Source organism: Prevotella melaninogenica ATCC 25845 (assembly GCF_000144405.1).
Lineage (GTDB): Bacteria > Bacteroidota > Bacteroidia > Bacteroidales > Bacteroidaceae > Prevotella > Prevotella melaninogenica.
On record NC_014370.1, the window covers coordinates 691,155 to 711,880 of the forward strand.

Genomic DNA, 20,726 nt, shown 5'->3' on the forward strand with positions numbered 1-20,726 from the left:
AATAGTTTTTCATTGTATCTTTGCAACCGTAAAGATTAATAAAATCAGAAATTAAATCAGTAACAAAATATGAAGAAGACTATTGTTGTTTACGGTTCATCAACCGGTACATGCGAAAGCATTGCAAATACCATCGCTGAGAAGCTCGGCGTTGAAGCTATTAACGTGTCAGATTTCTCTGCAGAAGTTGTAGCAGAGAATGACAATCTTATCCTTGGCTCTTCAACATGGGGCGCAGGTGAGTTGCAGGATGATTGGTATGATGGTATTAACGTACTGAAGGGTGCTGACCTCTCTGGTAAGACTGTTGCAATCTTCGGTTGCGGTGATAGCGAGGGCTATTCAGATACTTTCTGTAGTGCAATGAAGGAGATTTATGATGCAGCACAGGGTGCAAATATCCTCCCTGGTGTATCAACAGATGGCTATACTTTTGATGACAGCGAGGCTGTTGTTGATGGTAAGTTCGTAGGTCTTGCTTTGGATGATGTAAACGAAGAGGATCAGACAGAAGGTCGTATTGATGCATGGTTGGCAGATATTAAGCCTTCATTGTAAGATAAATAAACTTAGTGCTTACATTATAACTATTCACACGAAGGGATAACTATGATGACAGATATGATGACCGCCGATATGAAGGTGTTGATGAATCACATCTATGAGTACAAGAAGGGTGTTCGACAGATGGTCTTGTATACTTGTAATAAGAAGTATGAGTCATTTGCTACGCTCCGCCTCGAGCATCAGAATATCCCATATATCATCCAGCCGGTGGGTCGTGACCGTATGAACCTGTTCTTTGGTCGTCAGGAGTGTCTTGATGCCATCCGGCTGATGATTACCAAACCTCTTAACCAACTAACGCCAGAAGAAGATTTTATTCTCGGTGCAATGTTGGGATATGACATTCGCGTACAGTGCGAGCGGTACTGTGAACGCAAGTGCTGCACTTGTAAATGTGCGACATAAGCCAGAATTATTAAATGATAATCTTGTTCGCGAAATAAATTATTTCATAATGTTTTTGTATTATAAATAGGCTTGTCGGGAGACAAGCCTTTTTATCTTTATATAGTTATAGGTCTGGGCAATCTCTTTATAACGCGTATTTATCTTGTGAATAACACCACATTTAGTTTAAATGTACGTTGCTATCACTTTTAACATTTGCCGTATTTTATTGACGATAAAAGGGTTATGAGTATATAAGATGTGACAGATATGACAGGAAAAATAGTTTTACCTAAAAGTTGATATAGTGATGTTTAGTTTATAGAGGGCAATAGAAGACTCTAAATGAAAGGATGAGGGCTAATATTAACAGTATTTTGTTAGTATATAATTCGCTGAGGGCTCTCTTTTATATAGGTAATTTTGTGTTTACTTGGGAGGGGTATTTCTCAATATAACCAAGTAATAAATACTCTCTCTTGGTGGTGTAAGTCTCATTTACTAACAAATGGGTAAAGCTCTTCCTATCTACTTTTCGGAAGGTGTATATCATTAGCACTCATGGTGTTTACTGTTAGCACCATGAGTGATGAGTATGAATACATTGGCTGAGGGTGGAGAATGGGATTATCCCAAATCCGTCATTAGAGCCCAAACATATTTTGTTTTATTATCGAGTAGATTGTCTGTCTTTGGAACACAGGCGTAGCGGGCTACGCCTGTGTTCCAAAGACAGACAAGATGCCGATAAGGAAATAAAAGATGTTAGGAAACAAAACTATAGTAATAAGAGCTATGCTTCTGTGGTCTAATGACCGCATTTGGGATTATATTAATCCCTTCTAAATATATCTCTTGTGTACACTTTTTCCTTTACATCATCAAGGCATTTATCGTATCGGTTGGCGATAATGGCATGGCAACGCTGTTTGAAGTCAGCAAGGTTGTTGACAACAAGGCTGCCGAAGAAGGTTGCGCCATCTTCAAGCGTAGGCTCATAGATGATGACTTGCGCACCCTTTGCCTTAATACGCTTCATTACTCCTTGAATTGAACTTTGGCGGAAGTTGTCACTATTAGATTTCATAGTAAGGCGATAGACACCAATGACGCACTCTTTCTCATCTTCTGGGCTATAGTCACCACGGTCGTAATAGTCGTAATATCCAGCTTTATGCAATACTTGGTCAGCTATGAAGTCCTTGCGTGTACGGTTACTCTCAACGATAGCCTGGATAAGATTTTCAGGTACATCGGCATAGTTAGCAAGTAACTGCTTAGTGTCCTTAGGTAGACAATAGCCGCCATAACCGAAAGAAGGATTGTTGTAGAAGGAGCCGATACGTGGGTCAAGACATACACCTTGAATGATGTTAGATGTATCAAGACCTTTTACCTCAGCGTAGGTGTCTAACTCATTAAAGTAACTTACGCGTAGTGCAAGGTAAGTATTAGCAAAGAGTTTCACCGCTTCTGCCTCTGTTAGTCCCATAAATAGGGTAGGGATATTCTCCTTTATTGCTCCTTCTTGTAGTAATTGGGCAAATAGCTGCGCTGCTTGTTCCAAGCGTTCGTCACCTTCAGGACGACCAATGATAATGCGACTTGGATAAAGATTGTCATAAAGCGCCTTGCTTTCACGTAGGAATTCTGGAGCAAAGAGAATGTTATTACACTTGTATTTTGCTCTAATATGCTCAGTGTAACCAACCGGAATCGTAGACTTAACAATCATGATAGCATCTGAATTCACCTTCATTACGATTTCGATAACTTCCTCAACACGTCGTGTGTCAAAGTAGTTCTTCACAGGATCATAATTAGTTGGCGTAGCGATGACTACAAAGTCCGCATCCCTATAAGCAGTCTCTGCATCCAATGTGGCAGTAAGATCTAAATCCTTCTCTGCCAAATACTGTTCAATATAATCATCTTGAATAGGCGAACGTCTGTTGTTTATGAGGTCAACCTTTTCTTTTACTACGTCAACAGCTGTTACATGATGGTGTTGACTCAGCAGTGTTGCAATGCTGAGACCTACATAGCCCGTTCCAGCTACAGCTATTTTTAAGTCTTTAATATCCTTATCCATTGTCTTGTTCAGATTCTTTGCAAAGATACGTATTTCTATTCGAATAAGACAATGGATAAGGATAAAATCCTTACTAAATCCCTTCTTGTTGCTTTTTGTTTATCTGTTAACTATTCTGTATGTTTTCTTCTTGCAATGAAGAAGTATCATACAGCAATGATAATTTACAGAAGGGGTGCTAAACCAAATGATAGGTTTCCTCAAATGGGCGGCGATAACGATCTCCCCAAACGCCATCTGGCATACGAACGCCACAGGTTATAACCATGTTTATTTCTGTATTGTAAGGTAGATTCAGTGTCTTCTTTACCAACAGACTATCGAAACCTTCAAGTGGACAAGTGTCATAACCAGCCTCACTCATAGCCAACATAAATGTCTGAACAGCCAAAGCACAACTCTTGTGTACACTAACTCGCATGTCGCCTTCACTTACTTGACGAATGATTGGACGGAAAAGTCCAATCGTTTGTGCTAAGCCTTTACGAACAAGTCCCCACAATCCAAAGCAACGTGAATAGATAAATGGCATTGCTTTTGCATAATATAGTTCTAATTTCTTAATGCGTTTTTCCTTCTTCTCTGTGGGACTATACTTGTTGATGTTCTCCTTTTCAAATGCAAGTGTCGCCTGTGCATGTTTCTTATAGAGGTCCTGTCGAGTCACAAACACAACAATCTGTTGTGCAGAACGTGCTGTCAACTGGTCCAAGCATGCTGGTGTCAACTTCTCCAAAACCTTCTTGTCAGTAACATGATAAGCCTCCCAAAGTTGTAAGTTTGAGCTTGTTGGAGCTAAAGTCGCTTGTTCAATACATTTCTTTACAACTGTGCTATCGACTGGTTTCTTTGGGTCGAAATGTCTGACAGCCCTTCTATGATCTAATATTTCTTGTAAACTCATAATTTCTTAATCTTTAATAGATGTAAAAGGAGCAAAGTGTATGCCATTATTTCTCTTCTGATAGGTTTGTATGATAGTCTTGTAATAATATGTTAAACAAGAGAATAGATGTATATATTACTAAGTAAAACATTTCTATTTGAAAAATCCCAGACAACCTTTTCGTTGCCTGGGATTTTATATTTGGACTAATAGTAGTCACATATTAGGATGATGTTTGCTTTATCCACAGTGGAAGTATTGACGAACAAGTTTCTCCATCATCATCTCTTTGCCTTCTATCTCTTGACGTAGTGTACGGTCGTTGTATGAGCGAAGCTGTTTGATAATACCATCAATCATTGCAGGAGAGAATACATCATATTCCTCATAAACCTTACGCTGACGTTCCAAGCAGTCTGCAGAAGCGGCACAGCTATCAGGCAACTGAGCCAAGGTAGCGTAGCGTTCTGCATTCTTTGGGTCGTGGATATCACCGTCTGCAAAGGTTCTCTCAGCCTCAGCCTCAGCGTTTGCCATCTCAAAACCATGACGACAGGCCACGCAAAGACCAGCTAAAAGCTGATAGATATCAGCTGAAGCATCTGGAGAACGCATCTCAACAGTCTGCTTGATAGAGTAGTCACGCGCTGTAAGTGGTTCTATATTATTAGCCTTGTGGCACATATCCTCGCCAGAGGTCCAACCTAATGGTACGCGAACAAGTACAGAACGGTTACTCATACCCCAACATACATTTGTTGGAGCTTCCTGATGTGGAACGAGACGGAAGTATGATGTTGGGTTCTTATTGCCAAAGGCAGTGATACTCTCAGCTAAGTCCATCATACCAGCAATAGCACGACGAGCATCCTTAGAAAGTTTTCCTCCTTCGAGCATCATGTTCTTTCCGTCCTTCATTATACGCATGTGAATATGCATACCAGAACCAGCCTTACCCACAGTAATCTTTGGAGCGAAGGTAATATCAAGTCCTTCTTCGTAACCTAAGCTACGAATCACCCATTTAGCAATGAGTAGCTGTTCAGCACATTCATTTGCTGGAACAGGCAAGAACTCAATCTCATTCTGTTCGTAGCAGCGTCCATTCTCAATGAAATTACCTACCTCAGAATGTCCATACTTAATCTTACCGCCACATTCAGCAATCAACTGCATAGAACGCATACGGAAGTCATTGCCTTTTGAGAAAGGAGAACTCTCGTGATAACCATGTTGGTCGTCAGCAGGAAATACACCTTCATCCTCTCGGATAACGTAGTATTCTAACTCACCCATAGCATGGAACTCCATACCAGTTACTTTCTTAAAGGCATTCATAGCCTTGCGGAGTGTATATTCTGGAGATGAAGCTAATGGATTACCATCTCGATCGAAGAAAGAACAGAGCATGCAAAGTGTTGGAATCTCTGAGAAAGGATCGATGAACGCTGTAGAGAAGCGTGGCATTACATAGAGGTCACTACTACCAGCTGCAATAAAGTTGAAGAGTGAAGAACCATCAACGCGCTCACCACTTGTAAGTATTGTCTCCAAGTAGTCGGGTGTGTGAAGCATGAAGTTTAGTGTCTTCAATCGTCCGTCACCAGCAGGATACATAAAGTTGACCATTCTGATGTTCAAGTCACTGACAACTTGCTTGATATCATCTTTTGTAAATTCATGTGAGTCTTTGCCCAAGTGTGCTTCCAGCCTATTTGCTGAACACTTAAAAAGGTTATTCTCCATTGTCGTAGCTTTTATAAGATTAGTATTTGATTATGAGGACAAAAATACATATTAATTTCTTTATTCGCAATTATTTTTCATACTATTTTTCTCTATTTATTATCAGTGTGGTATTCTTTATTTTTCGTTTTGTACAACTTTCTTTTATATTAGGAACTTGATGTTAGTTTTTCTTCGTATTTTTGCCTCGTTAGAAATAGAAAAGTATAAATCTTATGACAAAGGAGAAAACAATAAATCTGTCATCTAATCGTACTATCCGCAAAGCATCAACAGATGATTTTACTATAGTATCGAACCTAATTGAGCAGGGGAAAGCAAAGATGATTAAAACTGGTAATCCTAATCAATGGTCAGCAAATTATCCTGCGGAGAGTACTATAAGGCGTGACATTGCACAAGGTGATTGTTATCTACTTTATGAGTGTGGGAAACCTATTGCAACCTTTGTAGCTAAGGCGGGTCCAGAACCAAATTACCACCGTATTGATAATGGTAGTTGGCTTGATGACCAACCTTATTATGTCATCCATCGTGTGGCTTCTTTGGAAGGTGTACATGGTGTAATGGCTGACACAATCAACTATTGTTCGGCATTTACCTCTTCTATTCGTATAGATACCCATGCAGATAATCGCCCGATGCAGGCTTCTTTGATTCGTTTAGGTTTCGTTTATTGTGGTATTCTCTATGTTGAGAATGGAGATAGTAGATTAGCTTTTCAGCGCGTTTTTTAGTATTTTGTGAGTGGTTATCTACTCCTTGATCGTCTGAATCTTACTCCTTCATCTTAGCAACTTTGGGGGATATCTAAGCACTACTGCTGAGCTATTTTGTAAAAAGAAGAAATCATTTACATGAAGAAAATCTTGTAGATATGGCTTTGAAAAATCATTACATAGTTTCTGGTAAAGTATCTATAAATAACGGCAAAAACAAGTGTAAAAAGCAAGTTTGTAACCAACAGTAAATCAGTTGTTTATGAAGTAGTTTGAGAAAAGGTGCTTAATTGGACTTCAAAAGGGCGTTAGTAAGGGTCTTAAAGGGCACCTTTTGCAAGCTTAAAGGGCGTCTATAAGAAGCCAAAAGAGCATATATTGGTTTTGAGTTGCATGAAAATAGTTTACAAATACCAATAATGTGGGAATAAGCTATTTGTAGAATACAGAAAGAGATAGTATCTATTTGCATTTTATCTTGTAATTTGTCTTCTATGTAAGACTATCTATTTAGGATAGTCTTACTATGCAAATGTATCGGTCTTTATTCTATTTTCAATCTATGTGTTAAACCAAAATCGGTCATTAGAGGTTAAACATCGATTTGGGTTTAACAGAAGAACCATTTTTTTCAGTTCCTATTTACTCCATAGTTTCAACAGTTACGTTTTCAAATTCAGCCATAAAGTTAAGGAGATGATTCTTATAACGTTTCCGTTTGAACTTCATTTCCATCGTTACAACGAAGTAATGACCTGAAGAAGTGTCTTTGCGTGTCATCTCGTAGGAATCAATAATAATCTCCTTATCGCGTAATCGTTGCAAGACAGGTTGAATGTTTTCTTCTTTTGGAGTACTAAAAGTAACGGTTATATTGCGTGTGCCAAAGTGTTGGAGTATAAAATAAAGTGCTTCCAAACAGAGCAAGACAAGGACAGTTGTTGCAATAGAGAGTACATACATTCCTGCACCTGCAGTCATACCAATAGCCGATGTTACCCATAGACCTGCTGCAGTTGTCAGTCCGCGTACCACATGCTTTTGAAAGATAATTGTTCCCGCACCAATGAAACCAATACCCGTTACTACTTGTGAGGCTATACGACTGGGGTCGAGTGACACTCGCTCGTAATGGGCGAGTACATCATCAAAGCCAAACTGTGATAGAATCATAAACAAACCACTACCTAATGCTACAAGGAAGTGGGTTCGGAAACCAGCCTCCTTTGCACGATACTCACGCTCCAAGCCAATCACACCACCTAACATAGCAGCTACGAATAGTCTCAGTACAAATTCATAAGTTATCATGTTCATGTTCTTTCTTTATTATGTAATGAATAAAGCGTTGTCGCAAAAATACAAAAAACTTCACGCATCTCACTCTTTTCTTCCCTAAAATTATTTTTTCATGAATGAAATTCTCTGTTTCTTAGAAATTGATTTGTATCTTTGTGCATATAAACGCTAAAGTCAAGATTATGACAGAGAAGGAGAAACAGCAGAAAGGGATGCTTTATCAAGCAAACGACCCAGAAGTTTTAAAAGACTTATACTACTGCGAGAACGAATGTTTTGAAATCAATCAGATTCCTCCTTCACGTAGGGAGGAACGCATGGAACGCCTTAGAAAGTTGTTTGGTAAGGCAGGAGAGGGAATGTTTATTGTTGCCCCGTTCTTCTGTGACTATGGTTATAACATTGAAGTCGGTGAGAATTTCTTTGCTAATACTAACTGTGTGATTCTCGATGAGGCTAAGGTGACATTCGGCGATAATGTTTTTATTGCACCTAATTGCGCCTTCTATACTGCTGGTCATCCACTTGATGTTGAGCAGCGTAATAAGAAGATAGAGTATGCACTACCTATTCATGTTGGGAATAATGTGTGGATAGGTGGCAATGTCGTTGTCGTGCCGGGTGTGACGATAGGCGATAATACTACGATTGGTGCTGGTTCTGTCGTTACACATGATATCCCAAGCGGTGTTGTGGCAGCTGGTAATCCTTGTAGGGTGATTCGGAAACTGGAAGAGTAAGGTGCTTCCTTAATTACGATCAAGAGCATGAAGATGAAGATATGAAAGAATTTTATAGTACTTATGTTATTAAGGTTTTGTTGCTTTCATTGCTACTCTTTATGGCGATAGCCTCGGTAGCACAGAACCGTCTTTCCCCTTGTAGTAAGCAGGATTATGAACTCTATGCGCCTGTACTTAAGGAGTTGTATAATCCTCTCGCCTCACAACAGTATATTGTTGTAGACGGGGAGTCTGAGAAGTACGCTTTGCAAGTAATCAAGGGTTCACACTTCTCAGAACGAACATACATACTTGCTTACAAGGACTTAAAAGGCAATAAGAAAGAAATCACTGATAGTCTTTGTCAAATGAAAATAGCATCATTGCTGCGTTATGCTGTGTTTTCTTCTACAACCTTTGTACGTAAGAAGCTTGGTATTCAACTAAAGACTTGTTTTTTCTTTGACTTGCAAGATGGGGCTGAATACTCTTCACGTAAGGTGGATGTTGGACGAGGAAGTTTGATTGATATTTTGGAAATATCATGTAATGCTGTGAAGAATAATAAGCCAGAAGTTATTCAACAGCTCATCCCTCAAATTGATTCTTTGACACGACACTTTAAGACATTTGAGTTGGCGGAGAGTTGGAATGTCTCTACGTCTGAGGGTTATGCGTATAGTTCCCCTTGTACACAATTATCTACACACTATAACGGATTTCATGTGTGTTTTCTTCGACCAGCGATGACGCCCGATGAACTCAGTAATAAATATGGGAACTTGACACAAACAGTTGCAAAGTGGTTGTTCCTAAATTCAAATATATTAGACTTCACGAGGAGTGTATATATCAATGTGTGTCGTGATAAACCTGATAAGAACAAAAGATTTTCATATAGTTATGGGCATTACTATATAAATGTAACAGAGGATGAACTGACGGAAGAAACTCTGATAGCTCTATTCAAGTTATATTTATTAAAATAGCTTCATGTGGTTTTGAAAAGTATCTTTATCTATTAATTAATGTATAATCTTGATAGTAGTAGAATCAGTCTCTTTTTTCTCGATTGAGCTTCCTTTGTAGAATAGCATGTTATCCATGTGCCTGAAAGAGTCGCTGTCAGGTCTTGTTTAATGTAGAAAAGTGCAAAAGAATGTATGAATTGCGGTTGTTTTTATTACAATAAACTAAACAAAACACATATTTAACATCTTTTATACATGTAATTGTAGAATGGACGTTTAAAATGATTTAACTTTGCGATTAATAAACCTAAAAGCATTTTTTAACCTAAAGTATACTTAAAGCCTATGTACCTAAAAAGAAAAAGGACTACGAGCTTATTGATGGTGGCTTTGTTCAGTACAAGTTTACTGCATGCCAACATTACGTACGAAGCGAATGCAGCTGTTGTTCAACAGCAGTCTGTATGTAAAGGAACTGTTGTCGACAATAATGGAGACCCTGTTGTTGGTGCCTCTGTCTTTGTCGTAAGTAATGGACAGAAAAAGGGAAGTGTGACTGACCTTGATGGTAATTTTGAGATTGCAGGCGTTGCTTCTGGATCTTCACTTACTATTTCTTATGTTGGTTACAAGACCCAGCAGGTAACTTGGAGTGGTAAGGACCTTAAGGTTACTCTCCAAGAGAACAGTGAGATGCTCGAGAACGTTGTTGTTGTCGGCTATGGTACTCAGAAGAAGGTTAACCTTACTGGTGCTGTCTCTGTTGTAAACTCAAAGCAACTTGAGTCTCGTCCTGTAACGAGTGTTGCTCAGGCATTGCAGGGTGAGGTTCCTGGTTTGAACTTCAGCGTTGGCAATGCGGGTGGTTCATTGAAGAGCCGTATGGGACTTAACATTCGTGGTATAGGAACTATTGGTGATGGTTCTAATGCTGCTCCACTCGTACTTATCGATGGTTCAGAGGGTGATCTTTACTCTATTTCTCCAAATGACATCGAGAGTATCTCTGTATTGAAGGATGCTTCATCAAGTGCAATCTATGGTTCACGTGCTGCGTTTGGTGTTATCCTCGTTACAACCAAGAGTGGTAAGGAAGGTCGTATGAACGTTTCTTATAATGGTAACGTACGTTTCTCTACTGCAACTCAGATTCCTGAGATGCCTAACTCATATGACTTCGCACGCTATTGGAATGATGCTGCTGCTAATAGTGGTGGTAATGCTCCATTCAGCCAGGATATGCTGAACAAGATTAAAAACCATATCAATGGCACACCTGCACCTGGTGAAGAGGTAACTACGACTTGGCAGGGTACTGCTGCTAATGAGCCTTGGAGTATGTACACAGGTTCTTGGGACAATACCAACTGGTTCAAGGAGATGTATAGGTCTGCCGTTCCTTCAACAGAACATAATATTTCTGTAAGTGGTGGTGGTAATAAGGTGAACTACTATATCAGTGGAGCTATCTTAAGTCAGCGTGGATTGATCCGTCATGGTAAGGATAAGTTGAAGAGATATAACTTCTCTTCTAAGGTTACAGCAAATCTCACTGATTGGGCAACAGTTACCTATAACTCTAAGTGGATTCGTGAAGACTATAGCAGACCATCTTATATGACTGGACTCTTCTTCCATAATATCGCACGCCGCTGGCCTACCAACCCTGTTTACGACCCAAATGGTCACTATGTACATGGAAATGAGATCTTACAGATGGAGAATGGTGGTATTGATGCAACCCAAGAGGATAAGCTCTTCCAGCAGCTTGCTCTTGAGTTCCGACCAATCAAGGGTTGGAAGATAAGATTAGAAGGTAACTACAATACAACTAACTACCACAACCATTGGGACGTGTTGCCTATCTACTATTATGATCCAGATCAACATCCAATAGCTGCAGCATGGAGTGGAGACTATGCAGCAGGAAAGTCTAATGTTGGTGAGGCTATGTCTAAGAATAATTACTACAATGGACGTTTCTTCACTGAGTATAACATGACCCTCAATGACAAGCATGAATTTAAGTTCCTTGCTGGTTTGGACATGGAGTCTAATATTTATACTTACCTCAGTGCTTCTCAAGCTGACCTTGTAACACCATTAGTGCCAACCCTCAACAATGCAACTAATAAAGTTGTTGGACGTGGTTTCTCTAACACACACTGGTCAACAATGGGTATGTTTGGTCGTATCAACTATGCTTATGACTCACGTTATTTGGCTGAGTTCTCTATCCGTAGAGACGGCTCTTCACGTTTCATTGGGGATAAGACATGGGGAACATTCCCATCTATTGCACTCGGTTGGAATATTGCTAACGAGCAGTTCTTTAAGCCTCTTAATAAGACAGTTAATACTCTTAAGTTGAGATTAACATACGGTTCACTTGGTAATACAAATACAGACCAGCTCTATCCTTGGTTCCTCAGACAGCCTATTAGCTCAAACTCTTCTGCATGGATTATCAATGGCGAACGCGTTAATACATCAAGCGTTCCTGGTCTTGTATCACCTTTCCTAACTTGGGAGAGAGTACAGTCATGGAACATCGGTCTTGACTTCGGATTGTTCAATAACAAACTTCAAGGAACATTCGATTACTTCGTTCGTACAACAAAGGATATGGTAGGTCCTGCACCTGTTAAGCCATCTATTCTCGGAGCGACACAGCCAAAAGAGAATAATAGTGATATGAGATCAAATGGTTGGGACTTAGAAGTAAGATGGAGAGACAGAGTTGGACAAGTAAACTATGGTATCAAGCTCGTTCTCTCTGATGATTACCAGACTATTACGAACTTCTATAATCCAAACAGACTGCTTTCTCAGTGGTGTGCAGGTAAGCGTATGGGCGATATCTATGGTTATAAAGTAGAAGGTATAGCACAGACTGATCAGCAGATGAACGAATGGTTGGCTAATAATAAGCCTTCATGGGGTTCTAACTGGGCTGCCGGTGATGTTATGTACAAAGACCTTGATGGTGATAAGAAAGTGAACTCTGGTAAGAGCACATACAATGATATGGGTGACTTGACCAAGATTGGTAACTCTTTGCCACGTTATCGTTTCGGTATTACTTTGGATGCTAACTGGAAGGGCTTTGACTTCCTCATCTTTATGCAGGGTGTTGGTAAGCGTGACTTCTGGGATGCTTCTCCTTATAGCGTTGGTGCTAATACAGGTTTGTGGCAGAGTGCAGCATTTAAGGATCACCTTGACTACTGGCGTCCAGCTACCGATACCAACTTCGGACCTAATCCAAATGCTTTCTATCCAAGACCTCTCTTCGGTGCAGGTTCAAAAAACTTCCAGACAAGCGACAGATATTTACAGAACGCAGCATACATGAGAATCAAGAATATTCAGCTTGGTTACACTCTCCCTGCTGCTATTGCAAGCAAGATTGGTGCAAGCCGCGTTCGTTTCTATTTCTCTGCTGAGAACCTTGCTACATTCACTAAGATGAATAAGATTTTCGACCCTGAAGCAACAGGAGGAGACTGGGGACCTGGAAAGATTTATCCTCTTCAGAGAACTGTTTCATTCGGTTTGAATCTTAACTTCTAAACATAACGGAATTATGAAAAAGATTATTTCAGATATACTAAAAGGTGGTCTACCATTGCTGTGCCTTGGCATGACTGTTACTTCATGTAATGATTTCCTTGATAGAAAACCTCTTGATCAGGTTTCACCAAGCGAATACTTCAAAACTGCAGATCAACTTGGTACATTCACCATCAACTACTATACAAGTATTTTCCCTAATAATAGTGGCTGGTTTGGAGGTGTTGCTACATTTGATAATGGTACAGATAACCAAGCTGCAAGAAGTGGAAACTCAGGAATGTACCTACAGGACCAGTGGAAAGTCCCAACAGCAGGAGGTCTTGATGTGTATGCTATCAGAAATGTAGATAAATTCATTAATGAAAGTGAAGCAAAGATTGCCAAAGGAGAAGTAACTGGTACACCAGAACTCATCAATCAATACATGGGTGAAGCTTACTTCATCAGAGCTATGCTCTACTTTGATAAGTTGAAGACTTACGGTGACTTCCCTATCATGCTTGAGGAGTTAAACATTGATAAAGACCTCGTAGAAGCAAGTAAGCGTCAGCCTCGTAACCTTGTTGCACGTCAGATTCTTTCTGATATGGATAAGGCTATTGATAAGTTGCAGGTGAACTTTGCTAATAAGGTGCGCATCAATAAGAATGCTGCTTTGGCTATGAAGTCAAGAATGGCACTCTATGAAGCAACCTTCGAGAAGTATCACAGAGGAACTGGTCGTGTGCCAGGTGATGCTAACTGGCCAGGTAAGAACAAGGAGTGGAACAAGAACTTCACTATCAATCAGGATGATGAGGTTAATTTCTTCCTTGATCAAGCGATTGATGCAGCTAAGAAGGTGTGTGATGCTGTACCATTGTCAACTCAGAATAACCACGTAATGAATCCTGGTACTGTTGGTAACTTCAATGGCTGGAATCCATACTATGATATGTTTGCAAGTCCAAACTTGGCAAAGTATCCAGAAGTTCTATTGTGGAGAGAATTCAATACTGATATCAACGTAGCTCACCTCACATCAAACAAACTGCGTGGTGGCTTGTCTTCAGGTTGGACTCGTGGACTCGTAGAGTCATTCCTTATGAAGAATGGTTTGCCTATCTATGCTTCTGGTTCAGGCTATCATGGTGATACTACTGTAGACTTAGCTAAGACTGATCGTGATGAGCGTTTGCAGCTTTTCGTGTTCGGTGAGTCTAATGACCTTGATATTGATCAGAAGAGTATTGATTTAATTAATAAGCAAAGAGTTAAAGAAGGTAAACCTACCATTACTAAACTCTTATTCGATGCGGCAACTCTTTTCGCAACAGACCAGGCAAGTAGAGACGTAACTGGCTATCGTCAGCGTAAGTTCTACAACTATGATCCTGCAATGCAATTGGGTCAGACCTTCTCTGATGTTGATGGTCAGATTATCATCCGTGTTGAGGAAGCTATGCTCAACTATATTGAGGCTTCTTACCTCCGTACAGGTTCATTGGATGCAACAGCAACAGGTTATTGGACTGCTTTGCGTGCACGTGCTGGTATCACTGCTCCAATCTCAACAACTATTGCTGCAACTGATATGACTAAGGAGGCTGATGTAAATCGTCCATCATACGACTGGGCAGCATTCTCAGCTGGTCATCCCGTAGATGCAACACTCTATTCTATCCGTCGTGAGCGTCGCAGCGAGTTTGCTGGTGAGGGTCTTCGTGACGATGACTTGATTCGTTGGGCAGCTTTGGATCAGGTGAAGAACTATCAGATTGAGGGTGTTAACTTCTGGGATCAGATCTATCAGAATCCTTCTTTCGTTGATAAGAATGGTGTGAGTCTGATTATTGCTGATGGCGATGCTAAGGCTACAATGTCTGCTAAGACACTTTCAAAGTATGTTCGTCCTTACCAGATTCAGAAGACTAACAACATTCTCTATAATGGTTACACCTTCTATCAGGCACACTACTTGTCTCCATTCTCTTATCAGGAGATGCAGCTCTGTTCACCTGATGGTAACGCAGAGAACTCTAACTTGTATCAGAATATCTACTGGCCAGTTGAGGCAAATGGTGAAGCTATCAAGTAACTTTATGCTGAATAAAGTATAATCAAATAGATTACAGATAATGTTTGAGGGTGTGTCAAGCGATTGATACACCCTCTTTCTATAGTATGTTGTAAGGAGTTAATGCTCAACCCCATGTGTGACGAGTTACAATATATACATGATAAAACTTTCTTGTAAGTTGTTGAAGTCATTTCTTTATAGATGCTTCACTTGTATATGTGAGAATAAAAGGATATCTTTGCAAGAGATCTTTCTTGTTATTTATACGGTCGGCTTTTCTGGTACAATAAATTAATTATGTTTGCATTTACTATCATTATACTAATTTGTATTCTTGCTCTTGGTATATCACTATTAGCGAGTCATTGGAGTAATGGTGCGAAGAGTGGGGAAGCGGTAAAAATAGAAACACTTTACAAAAAGAACTGGCGCTCCTTTTTTTGGATATCCCTACGTGTGTTGTCGTTTGCTTTGGTTACTGCCTTTCTGTTCTTAACATTATACGCTTCGTATGTAGGTGAAGATGTAGGCGATTTTTGCATTTGGATTATGATATTTGTTGTTGGAAGTTGGTTTATTTCAATACCTCTTATTATTATTTATATTTGCTCGCTGGTTCAAGCTATTCGATATCGTGATTATACGAATAAAGTTTTTCTTGGCTGTCATTGTTTCAATGTCCTTCAGCTACTTTGTTTTGTGATTTTTTGGAGTTTACTTATTTCTTCTTAAACCCGATAGGCAATTCTTTAAATCAATTTTCCTGTCACTGCTGTCATTCTTTGTGGTGAGGTAATAGGCTGTTATTCACTAAGTTTTCTTTAAATGTTAAAATGACAGCAACTTGAAAATAAAAAATCTATGATACCGAGGTATAATAAATGGCTTCTAAGTTAAGTGGGATTTAGCCGTTTTATTAATGAAAATGTTTTAGTTGTTCTCTTGTAATTTCGAAGATAAATAAATATCTTTGTCCAATAATGTCCTAAAAGTTTAATCAACATACAATATGATTATTTTTGCTGTTAACATTTTGCTTTTCTTGATAGTTCTTGGTGTTTGGCTATGGATGGATACCAGGAAGAAAAGTAAGCAAAAGGATGTAGTTGTCGATGCAGAGGGTTCTTGTAAAAGCTATTATCGTTTCTTCTTCTGGCTGTTTCTACGTTTTTTGATATATGTTCTTGTAACAGTCCTGTTGTTTACAATCATGTTGAGCTTCTACGAAGATGATTATCCAGAGGATTCGCTCTCCTGGTTAATGATTTTTGCAATACTTGGTTGGTTCATTTCAATACCTATTGTTCTTGTTTATATCTGTTCTCTTGTACAGTCGGTTTGGTATCGTAATTATGTGAACAATATCTTTCTTGGACTCCATTGCTTTAATATCTTACAGGTGTTGTGTATTGTCGGTTTTGCTGTTGTTCCACAAGAAGAATGTACTCCTGAGACGATGGAGGCGTCCTACAAGGCTAATCGGCAGAATATAGAGAGACTTATTAAGGTTACAAGAAGTTGGTTGCCAGACAGTACTGGGTTCTCTGTAGAGTATTCGAAGCATGGAAAACTGACGGATTGGGGCGTATCATCAAAGCAAGAAGTTAATTTCAAAGGTGATGAGATAGAGTCGAAGAAAGAACAGGAAAGAGAACTACAAAAGATAGGATTAAGTATAGAAAAGCTTGATTCTGTTCGTTTAGCCTTGCAGAAGATGGGTTATCGAGGCTTGTCTGTCAGTAGAGGTGGTACTGTAAGTGACTATACAGAAATCGTTTATGGGGTGACTGGAAATAAAGAGTTTGATTATAGAATCTATGATAAACCGCTCACAGACTCACTTGCGTATGAGTTAAATCGGCATTATAGCCTTGTTGTCTACAATCGATATGTAGTGTTTAGTTGTGTGGAATCAATTGATTATGATTGTCCTTTCCCTGGTAAATATGCCTATTTACAAAAACATACATTGTCAAAGTAGTGGGGAGTAAAGATGCGTACATGGTTTATAGTGTGTTGTTACTTATAGAAAAAGCCCTCATCCTTTTACAAAAGCTATAGCTCTGTAGATGGATGAAGGCTTTTTAATTAGGATGTTTTATTAACTCTTTAGAACTTGTAAGTCACTGTAGCTTTTATGCTGCGTGGAGCACCTGGGAAGGAACGGAGCTTGTCATATCCACCCACCCAATAAACTTTGTTCATTGCGTTGTCGAGATTTAGTTGTACCTGCAGGTTACGGAGACGATAGTAAAGTGCTGCATTGAGGAGTCCATAGCCAGGATAGATAATGGTATTCTCACGTCTTCCAACCTGTCCGTAACGCTTTGTTACTGCATTGAAACCCAGACCGAAACCAAAGTTGCGTAGCGCACCTGTCTGAATGATATACTTTGACCAAATGTTGAAAGAGTTACGTGGTGTATTTGGTCGTTGCATACCATAGTCTTTCTCTGAGTTGGTTGCAGTCTTTGTGATAGCAGCATGGGTGTAGGCATAGTTAGCAACGATACTCCAATTAGGAAGAATGAAACCTACTACATCAAATTCAATACCCTTTGAAGTTTCTTCTCCCACCTGTTCTAACAACTCAGGGTTGTTTGCATCGTTGGCATTATAGAGTGTATTGCGTTTCTGAAGATGGAAGAAAGAAAGGGTTGTACTGAGTCGTTTGTCAAACCATTCACCTTTCAAGCCCGCCTCCAACAACTGGCTGTATTCTGGGTCGAATGGTCCACCGGTGTTAGGGTTACCCTGTACGGATGCACTCTGTGGTTCAAAGCCTTTTACCCATGTACCATACACATTCAGATTCTTGTTGATAGCAACGACTGCACCAAGACGTGGAATGAACGCATGCTGTGTAGTACGGCTTTCCTTATTAGTCTTATAATTTAGTACATCGGTGAATATCTCCTGACGAATACCCAAGAGAAGCTTCACTGGTCCTACTTCCATCTGCTCTTGAAGGTAGATACCATGAGAATACTGCAGGTAAGGAGAGAGTGCTGTTGAGACAAAGATATACTTCGAATAGTCACGCTCAATGTTGTTATTATTACTTGTCAAGTCATAGTAAGGCACATTCGTTCGTGGATTACCATCCTTGTCGAGTACGTACTTAGCAATGTTTGTAGGCTTGAAAGCTGTTGTTGTCGTACCGTCTTTTAGCAAATAGCCTCCTGCAGTCATTGCTGATGAGCCTGCTTGTTGTGCCATTTGGAAATAGTCATAACCCAAGAGGATACGATGATTAACGGGACCCGTGCTTACGTTATAGTTAAAATAGGTGTTGAAACTATTGTTGCGGAAGTGACGCTGGCGTATAAGACACTGCATAAGGATGCGTGACGGACTTTGTGTACCATCGGCTAACTTCACATACGCATTAGCCTGATTGTGTTCACGGAGGTCTTCATCATAGGAAGAGTTCAGATAGGTAGCATTGAAAGAGAGGTTATCCGTGAACTTATGGGTTACACCAAGCGTAATATTCACGAGGTTCTCCTTAAGATAGTCATTTGTTGCAGAGAGCGAACGACTAATTGGTACTGAATTGAGGTCACCATCTCCAAAGATAGGCTGACCACGATCGACCTTGCCATTGGTGCGCTGATAAACGATGTCGACGTTAAAGCGTGTCCTTTGTGTTGGGAGAAACGAGAAAGATGGTGCAACGATATAGTTTGTATTTTCCTGTAGGTCACGGTAAGAATCAGTATGTTCGTAACCGATATTAAGACGATATAGAAGGGTGTTCTTCTTGTCTAATGGTCCCGTAAAATCTCCGTAGGTGTTCAGTGTGTTGAAGCTACCAACGGTTGTTGATACTGTATTGCGTTGATAAGGTAGTGGTTTCTTAGTTACACGATTAATAACACCACCCGGTGCAGCATTGCCGAAGAGAGCAGAAGCAGGACCTTTGATGACTTCAACACGCTCGATATTTGCCAATGACTGCTGTTTCCAAAGACTTGTCTGTGCACGCATACCATTGACAAGGTTTCCAGAATTGCGGTTACCAGTAGTGCGGAAACCACGGATAGAGAAGTCATTATAGAAGGTATATTGGTTTACACCACTGATATTCTTTACAACCTCATTAACTGTGGTTGCGCCTTGGTCGCGCACTAACTCCTTTGTTACGTAACCGATAGATTGTGGAATGTCTTTCAAAGGTGTCTCTGTCTTTGTGCCGATGAAAGAGTTGGTATTCTTGTATGAACGTTCGTTACGTCCAATTACTTCTACCGTCTGCAACACTTGGTCGTGCAGATAAGGAGTTGAGAACAATGTGTCTTGTGTAAGGCTGTCTGTTGGAACTTTACCCACCGTGTTCCCTTGTGCATTTATTGGCAGAACTGCTGAATATAATAAGGTGCCTGTCAATAAAAGATAAGAGTGTAATCTTTTAACCATATTGATAAATATAATGATCCTGAAATAATTTATAAGCGGTGCAAAAGTATATATAAAATATGAATACCACAATACCTAAGAGTTGGTATAAATTAGTTTCTGTTAGGTTATTGAGTGACAATATGTAATAATAAGTCCCTACTTATGTGTTGTGGGAGAGCACTTGTAAAAGTTAGAAAGAATGGTTTAACTTCCGTATCTTTTCAAATGTAGCGAGAAATAGAATGTTAGTTTACCCTTATGAAAAAGCTGTTAGCTGAAGAGGGGACGCTAAACGGGTAAGTAGAAATTGTAAGGATATTTCTGTAATTACTCCCTCTTCATTCAGAGAAAAGGCTGTATATGAGGGAAGAAGAGGCCTAACTACGTTCAAGAACATGCTCTTCTTATATGAAGAAGACGCCCTTCTTGCTGCAAGAGGGACGTCTTCTATGATGCAATCTGTAATATGCTGATTTGTTGTATGTTATGAGCTTGGTTGTTGGAGATGTTATATCCTTTCGGTGAAGATGTTTTGTACGATGTTATGTAATGATTTTTTATTACTTTACTGGTTCTTTTGAAACATGGAAGATTACCCATTACGTTTCTATGAAGATGTTGAGCAAAGTAGTAGCTTACGTTCTGTTTCTTAGTGTAACGTCGGCTGGAAAGTTATTAGTCAGACGGTAAGTCGTCTCTTTTCTTTTAACTACGTTACCCAACAATAATGTTTTTTACACCTCTGTATTCTGAAGAACATACTTCGGAGACTCACCATACTTGTTTGCTTCTGGCTGACTATCTTGTAGAAGGAAAACCAGAATTGTAATACCTAAGGCGATGTTTATTAGATAGAAAACGATAGCTAAGATACCTGTTATGCTTGTTATAGCACTAATCAAAACGTTCATTGCGGCCTGAATATCTTGTGATCGTATGGCTTCTAAATATGCGCTGAAGTTGAAAGACACAAAGAAAAGTGTACAAGAAATTGTTCCCACACAAGCTTGGGCAGCCCACCACCATCCGCTTCTTCCAGTGTCATGTAAACGACGGAACTGCATAGAAATACCTGCAATACTAAGAACAAGTGCTACAAGAGGTCCAACAAAGGGAACTAATGATATAACAAAAGCTGCGATGAAGAGGGTAAGAAAGCCCCACCAATACTCAGAACGACGGATGCGTCCATTGAACTGAAAGAATTTCTTGAATGCGTTCTGTGCTGCTACAGCAAACTCAACTTGTGGTAATTCTTTGTACTGTGACATAATTTAGTATAGTTTTATTTGTTAATCTTA

14 protein-coding genes are annotated in these 20,726 nt (G+C 39.7%); 8 read left to right on the forward strand and 6 right to left on the reverse strand.

Annotation, left to right across the window (positions count from 1 at the left end; translation table 11 throughout):
• The first annotated feature begins 69 nt into the window (after positions 1-69).
• Both fldA and HMPREF0659_RS02670 read left to right on the forward strand, forming a co-directional pair.
• Positions 70-558, forward strand: a complete 489-nt coding sequence (fldA, locus tag HMPREF0659_RS02665) for a flavodoxin FldA (protein ID WP_013264785.1) — start codon at positions 70-72, stop codon at positions 556-558.
• Positions 559-612: 54 nt separating this feature from the next.
• Complete coding sequence (locus HMPREF0659_RS02670) at positions 613-972, forward strand: DUF2023 family protein (protein ID WP_174254483.1); 360 nt, start codon at positions 613-615, stop codon at positions 970-972.
• An 814-nt stretch (positions 973-1,786) separates the two neighbouring features.
• Here the strand turns inward: HMPREF0659_RS02670 and HMPREF0659_RS02675 are convergent.
• The 3 genes from HMPREF0659_RS02675 to HMPREF0659_RS02685 form a co-directional block, all read right to left on the reverse strand.
• Positions 1,787-3,046: a nucleotide sugar dehydrogenase gene (locus tag HMPREF0659_RS02675; protein WP_013264874.1), complete on the reverse strand. Its 1,260-nt coding sequence runs from the start codon at positions 3,044-3,046 to the stop codon at positions 1,787-1,789.
• Positions 3,047-3,224: 178 nt separating this feature from the next.
• Positions 3,225-3,950, reverse strand: a complete 726-nt coding sequence (locus HMPREF0659_RS02680; RefSeq protein WP_013264772.1) for a nitroreductase family protein — start codon at positions 3,948-3,950, stop codon at positions 3,225-3,227.
• A 222-nt stretch (positions 3,951-4,172) separates the two neighbouring features.
• The gene (locus HMPREF0659_RS02685; RefSeq protein ID WP_013264061.1) at positions 4,173-5,678 is read right to left on the reverse strand and encodes a glutamine synthetase family protein; all 1,506 of its coding nucleotides are present in this window, start codon (positions 5,676-5,678) and stop codon (positions 4,173-4,175) included.
• A 215-nt stretch (positions 5,679-5,893) separates the two neighbouring features.
• Here HMPREF0659_RS02685 and HMPREF0659_RS02690 point away from each other — a divergent pair, with 215 nt between their 5' ends.
• Complete coding sequence (locus tag HMPREF0659_RS02690; RefSeq protein WP_013264638.1) at positions 5,894-6,415, forward strand: GNAT family acetyltransferase; 522 nt, start codon at positions 5,894-5,896, stop codon at positions 6,413-6,415.
• 624 nt (positions 6,416-7,039) lie between these two features.
• Here the strand turns inward: HMPREF0659_RS02690 and HMPREF0659_RS02695 are convergent.
• Complete coding sequence (locus HMPREF0659_RS02695; protein WP_013264514.1) at positions 7,040-7,714, reverse strand: MgtC/SapB family protein; 675 nt, start codon at positions 7,712-7,714, stop codon at positions 7,040-7,042.
• Between the two features lie 164 nt (positions 7,715-7,878).
• Here HMPREF0659_RS02695 and HMPREF0659_RS02700 point away from each other — a divergent pair, with 164 nt between their 5' ends.
• From HMPREF0659_RS02700 to HMPREF0659_RS02725, 5 genes are all read left to right on the forward strand, one after another.
• Positions 7,879-8,436: a sugar O-acetyltransferase gene (locus HMPREF0659_RS02700; protein WP_013264150.1), complete on the forward strand. Its 558-nt coding sequence runs from the start codon at positions 7,879-7,881 to the stop codon at positions 8,434-8,436.
• A gap of 41 nt (positions 8,437-8,477) precedes the next feature.
• Positions 8,478-9,407, forward strand: coding sequence for a hypothetical protein (locus HMPREF0659_RS02705; protein ID WP_013264411.1), 930 nt, complete (start codon positions 8,478-8,480; stop codon positions 9,405-9,407).
• A 327-nt stretch (positions 9,408-9,734) separates the two neighbouring features.
• The gene (locus HMPREF0659_RS02710) at positions 9,735-12,962 is read left to right on the forward strand and encodes a SusC/RagA family TonB-linked outer membrane protein (protein WP_044045842.1); all 3,228 of its coding nucleotides are present in this window, start codon (positions 9,735-9,737) and stop codon (positions 12,960-12,962) included.
• Positions 12,963-12,975: 13 nt separating this feature from the next.
• The gene (locus tag HMPREF0659_RS02715; protein ID WP_013264240.1) at positions 12,976-15,042 is read left to right on the forward strand and encodes a RagB/SusD family nutrient uptake outer membrane protein; all 2,067 of its coding nucleotides are present in this window, start codon (positions 12,976-12,978) and stop codon (positions 15,040-15,042) included.
• A 1,051-nt stretch (positions 15,043-16,093) separates the two neighbouring features.
• On the forward strand, positions 16,094-17,005 hold the full coding sequence (locus HMPREF0659_RS02725; protein ID WP_227985692.1) for a hypothetical protein: 912 nt from the start codon (positions 16,094-16,096) through the stop codon (positions 17,003-17,005).
• Between the two features lie 128 nt (positions 17,006-17,133).
• On the opposite strand, the gene HMPREF0659_RS02730 is transcribed toward HMPREF0659_RS02725, so the two are convergent.
• Positions 17,134-19,443, reverse strand: a complete 2,310-nt coding sequence (locus HMPREF0659_RS02730) for a TonB-dependent siderophore receptor (RefSeq protein WP_013264957.1) — start codon at positions 19,441-19,443, stop codon at positions 17,134-17,136.
• Positions 19,444-20,159: 716 nt separating this feature from the next.
• Positions 20,160-20,696 (reverse strand): DUF805 domain-containing protein, encoded by a 537-nt coding sequence (locus tag HMPREF0659_RS02735; protein ID WP_013264644.1) that lies wholly within the window; start codon positions 20,694-20,696, stop codon positions 20,160-20,162.
• Between the last annotated feature and the right edge of the window lie 30 nt (positions 20,697-20,726).

Coding starts and splice junctions, on each gene's coding strand:
- HMPREF0659_RS02710 (WP_044045842.1), top strand. CDS start 9,735: ATGTACCTAAAAAGAAAAAGGACTACGAGCTTATTGATGGTGGCTTTG.
- HMPREF0659_RS02705 (WP_013264411.1), top strand. CDS start 8,478: ATGAAAGAATTTTATAGTACTTATGTTATTAAGGTTTTGTTGCTTTCA.
- HMPREF0659_RS02700 (WP_013264150.1), top strand. CDS start 7,879: ATGACAGAGAAGGAGAAACAGCAGAAAGGGATGCTTTATCAAGCAAAC.
- HMPREF0659_RS02670 (WP_174254483.1), top strand. CDS start 613: ATGACAGATATGATGACCGCCGATATGAAGGTGTTGATGAATCACATC.
- HMPREF0659_RS02695 (WP_013264514.1), bottom strand. CDS start 7,714: ATGAACATGATAACTTATGAATTTGTACTGAGACTATTCGTAGCTGCT.
- HMPREF0659_RS02735 (WP_013264644.1), bottom strand. CDS start 20,696: ATGTCACAGTACAAAGAATTACCACAAGTTGAGTTTGCTGTAGCAGCA.
- HMPREF0659_RS02725 (WP_227985692.1), top strand. CDS start 16,094: ATGGATACCAGGAAGAAAAGTAAGCAAAAGGATGTAGTTGTCGATGCA.
- HMPREF0659_RS02690 (WP_013264638.1), top strand. CDS start 5,894: ATGACAAAGGAGAAAACAATAAATCTGTCATCTAATCGTACTATCCGC.
- fldA (WP_013264785.1), top strand. CDS start 70: ATGAAGAAGACTATTGTTGTTTACGGTTCATCAACCGGTACATGCGAA.
- HMPREF0659_RS02715 (WP_013264240.1), top strand. CDS start 12,976: ATGAAAAAGATTATTTCAGATATACTAAAAGGTGGTCTACCATTGCTG.
- HMPREF0659_RS02685 (WP_013264061.1), bottom strand. CDS start 5,678: ATGGAGAATAACCTTTTTAAGTGTTCAGCAAATAGGCTGGAAGCACAC.
- HMPREF0659_RS02680 (WP_013264772.1), bottom strand. CDS start 3,950: ATGAGTTTACAAGAAATATTAGATCATAGAAGGGCTGTCAGACATTTC.
- HMPREF0659_RS02675 (WP_013264874.1), bottom strand. CDS start 3,046: ATGGATAAGGATATTAAAGACTTAAAAATAGCTGTAGCTGGAACGGGC.
- HMPREF0659_RS02730 (WP_013264957.1), bottom strand. CDS start 19,443: ATGGTTAAAAGATTACACTCTTATCTTTTATTGACAGGCACCTTATTA.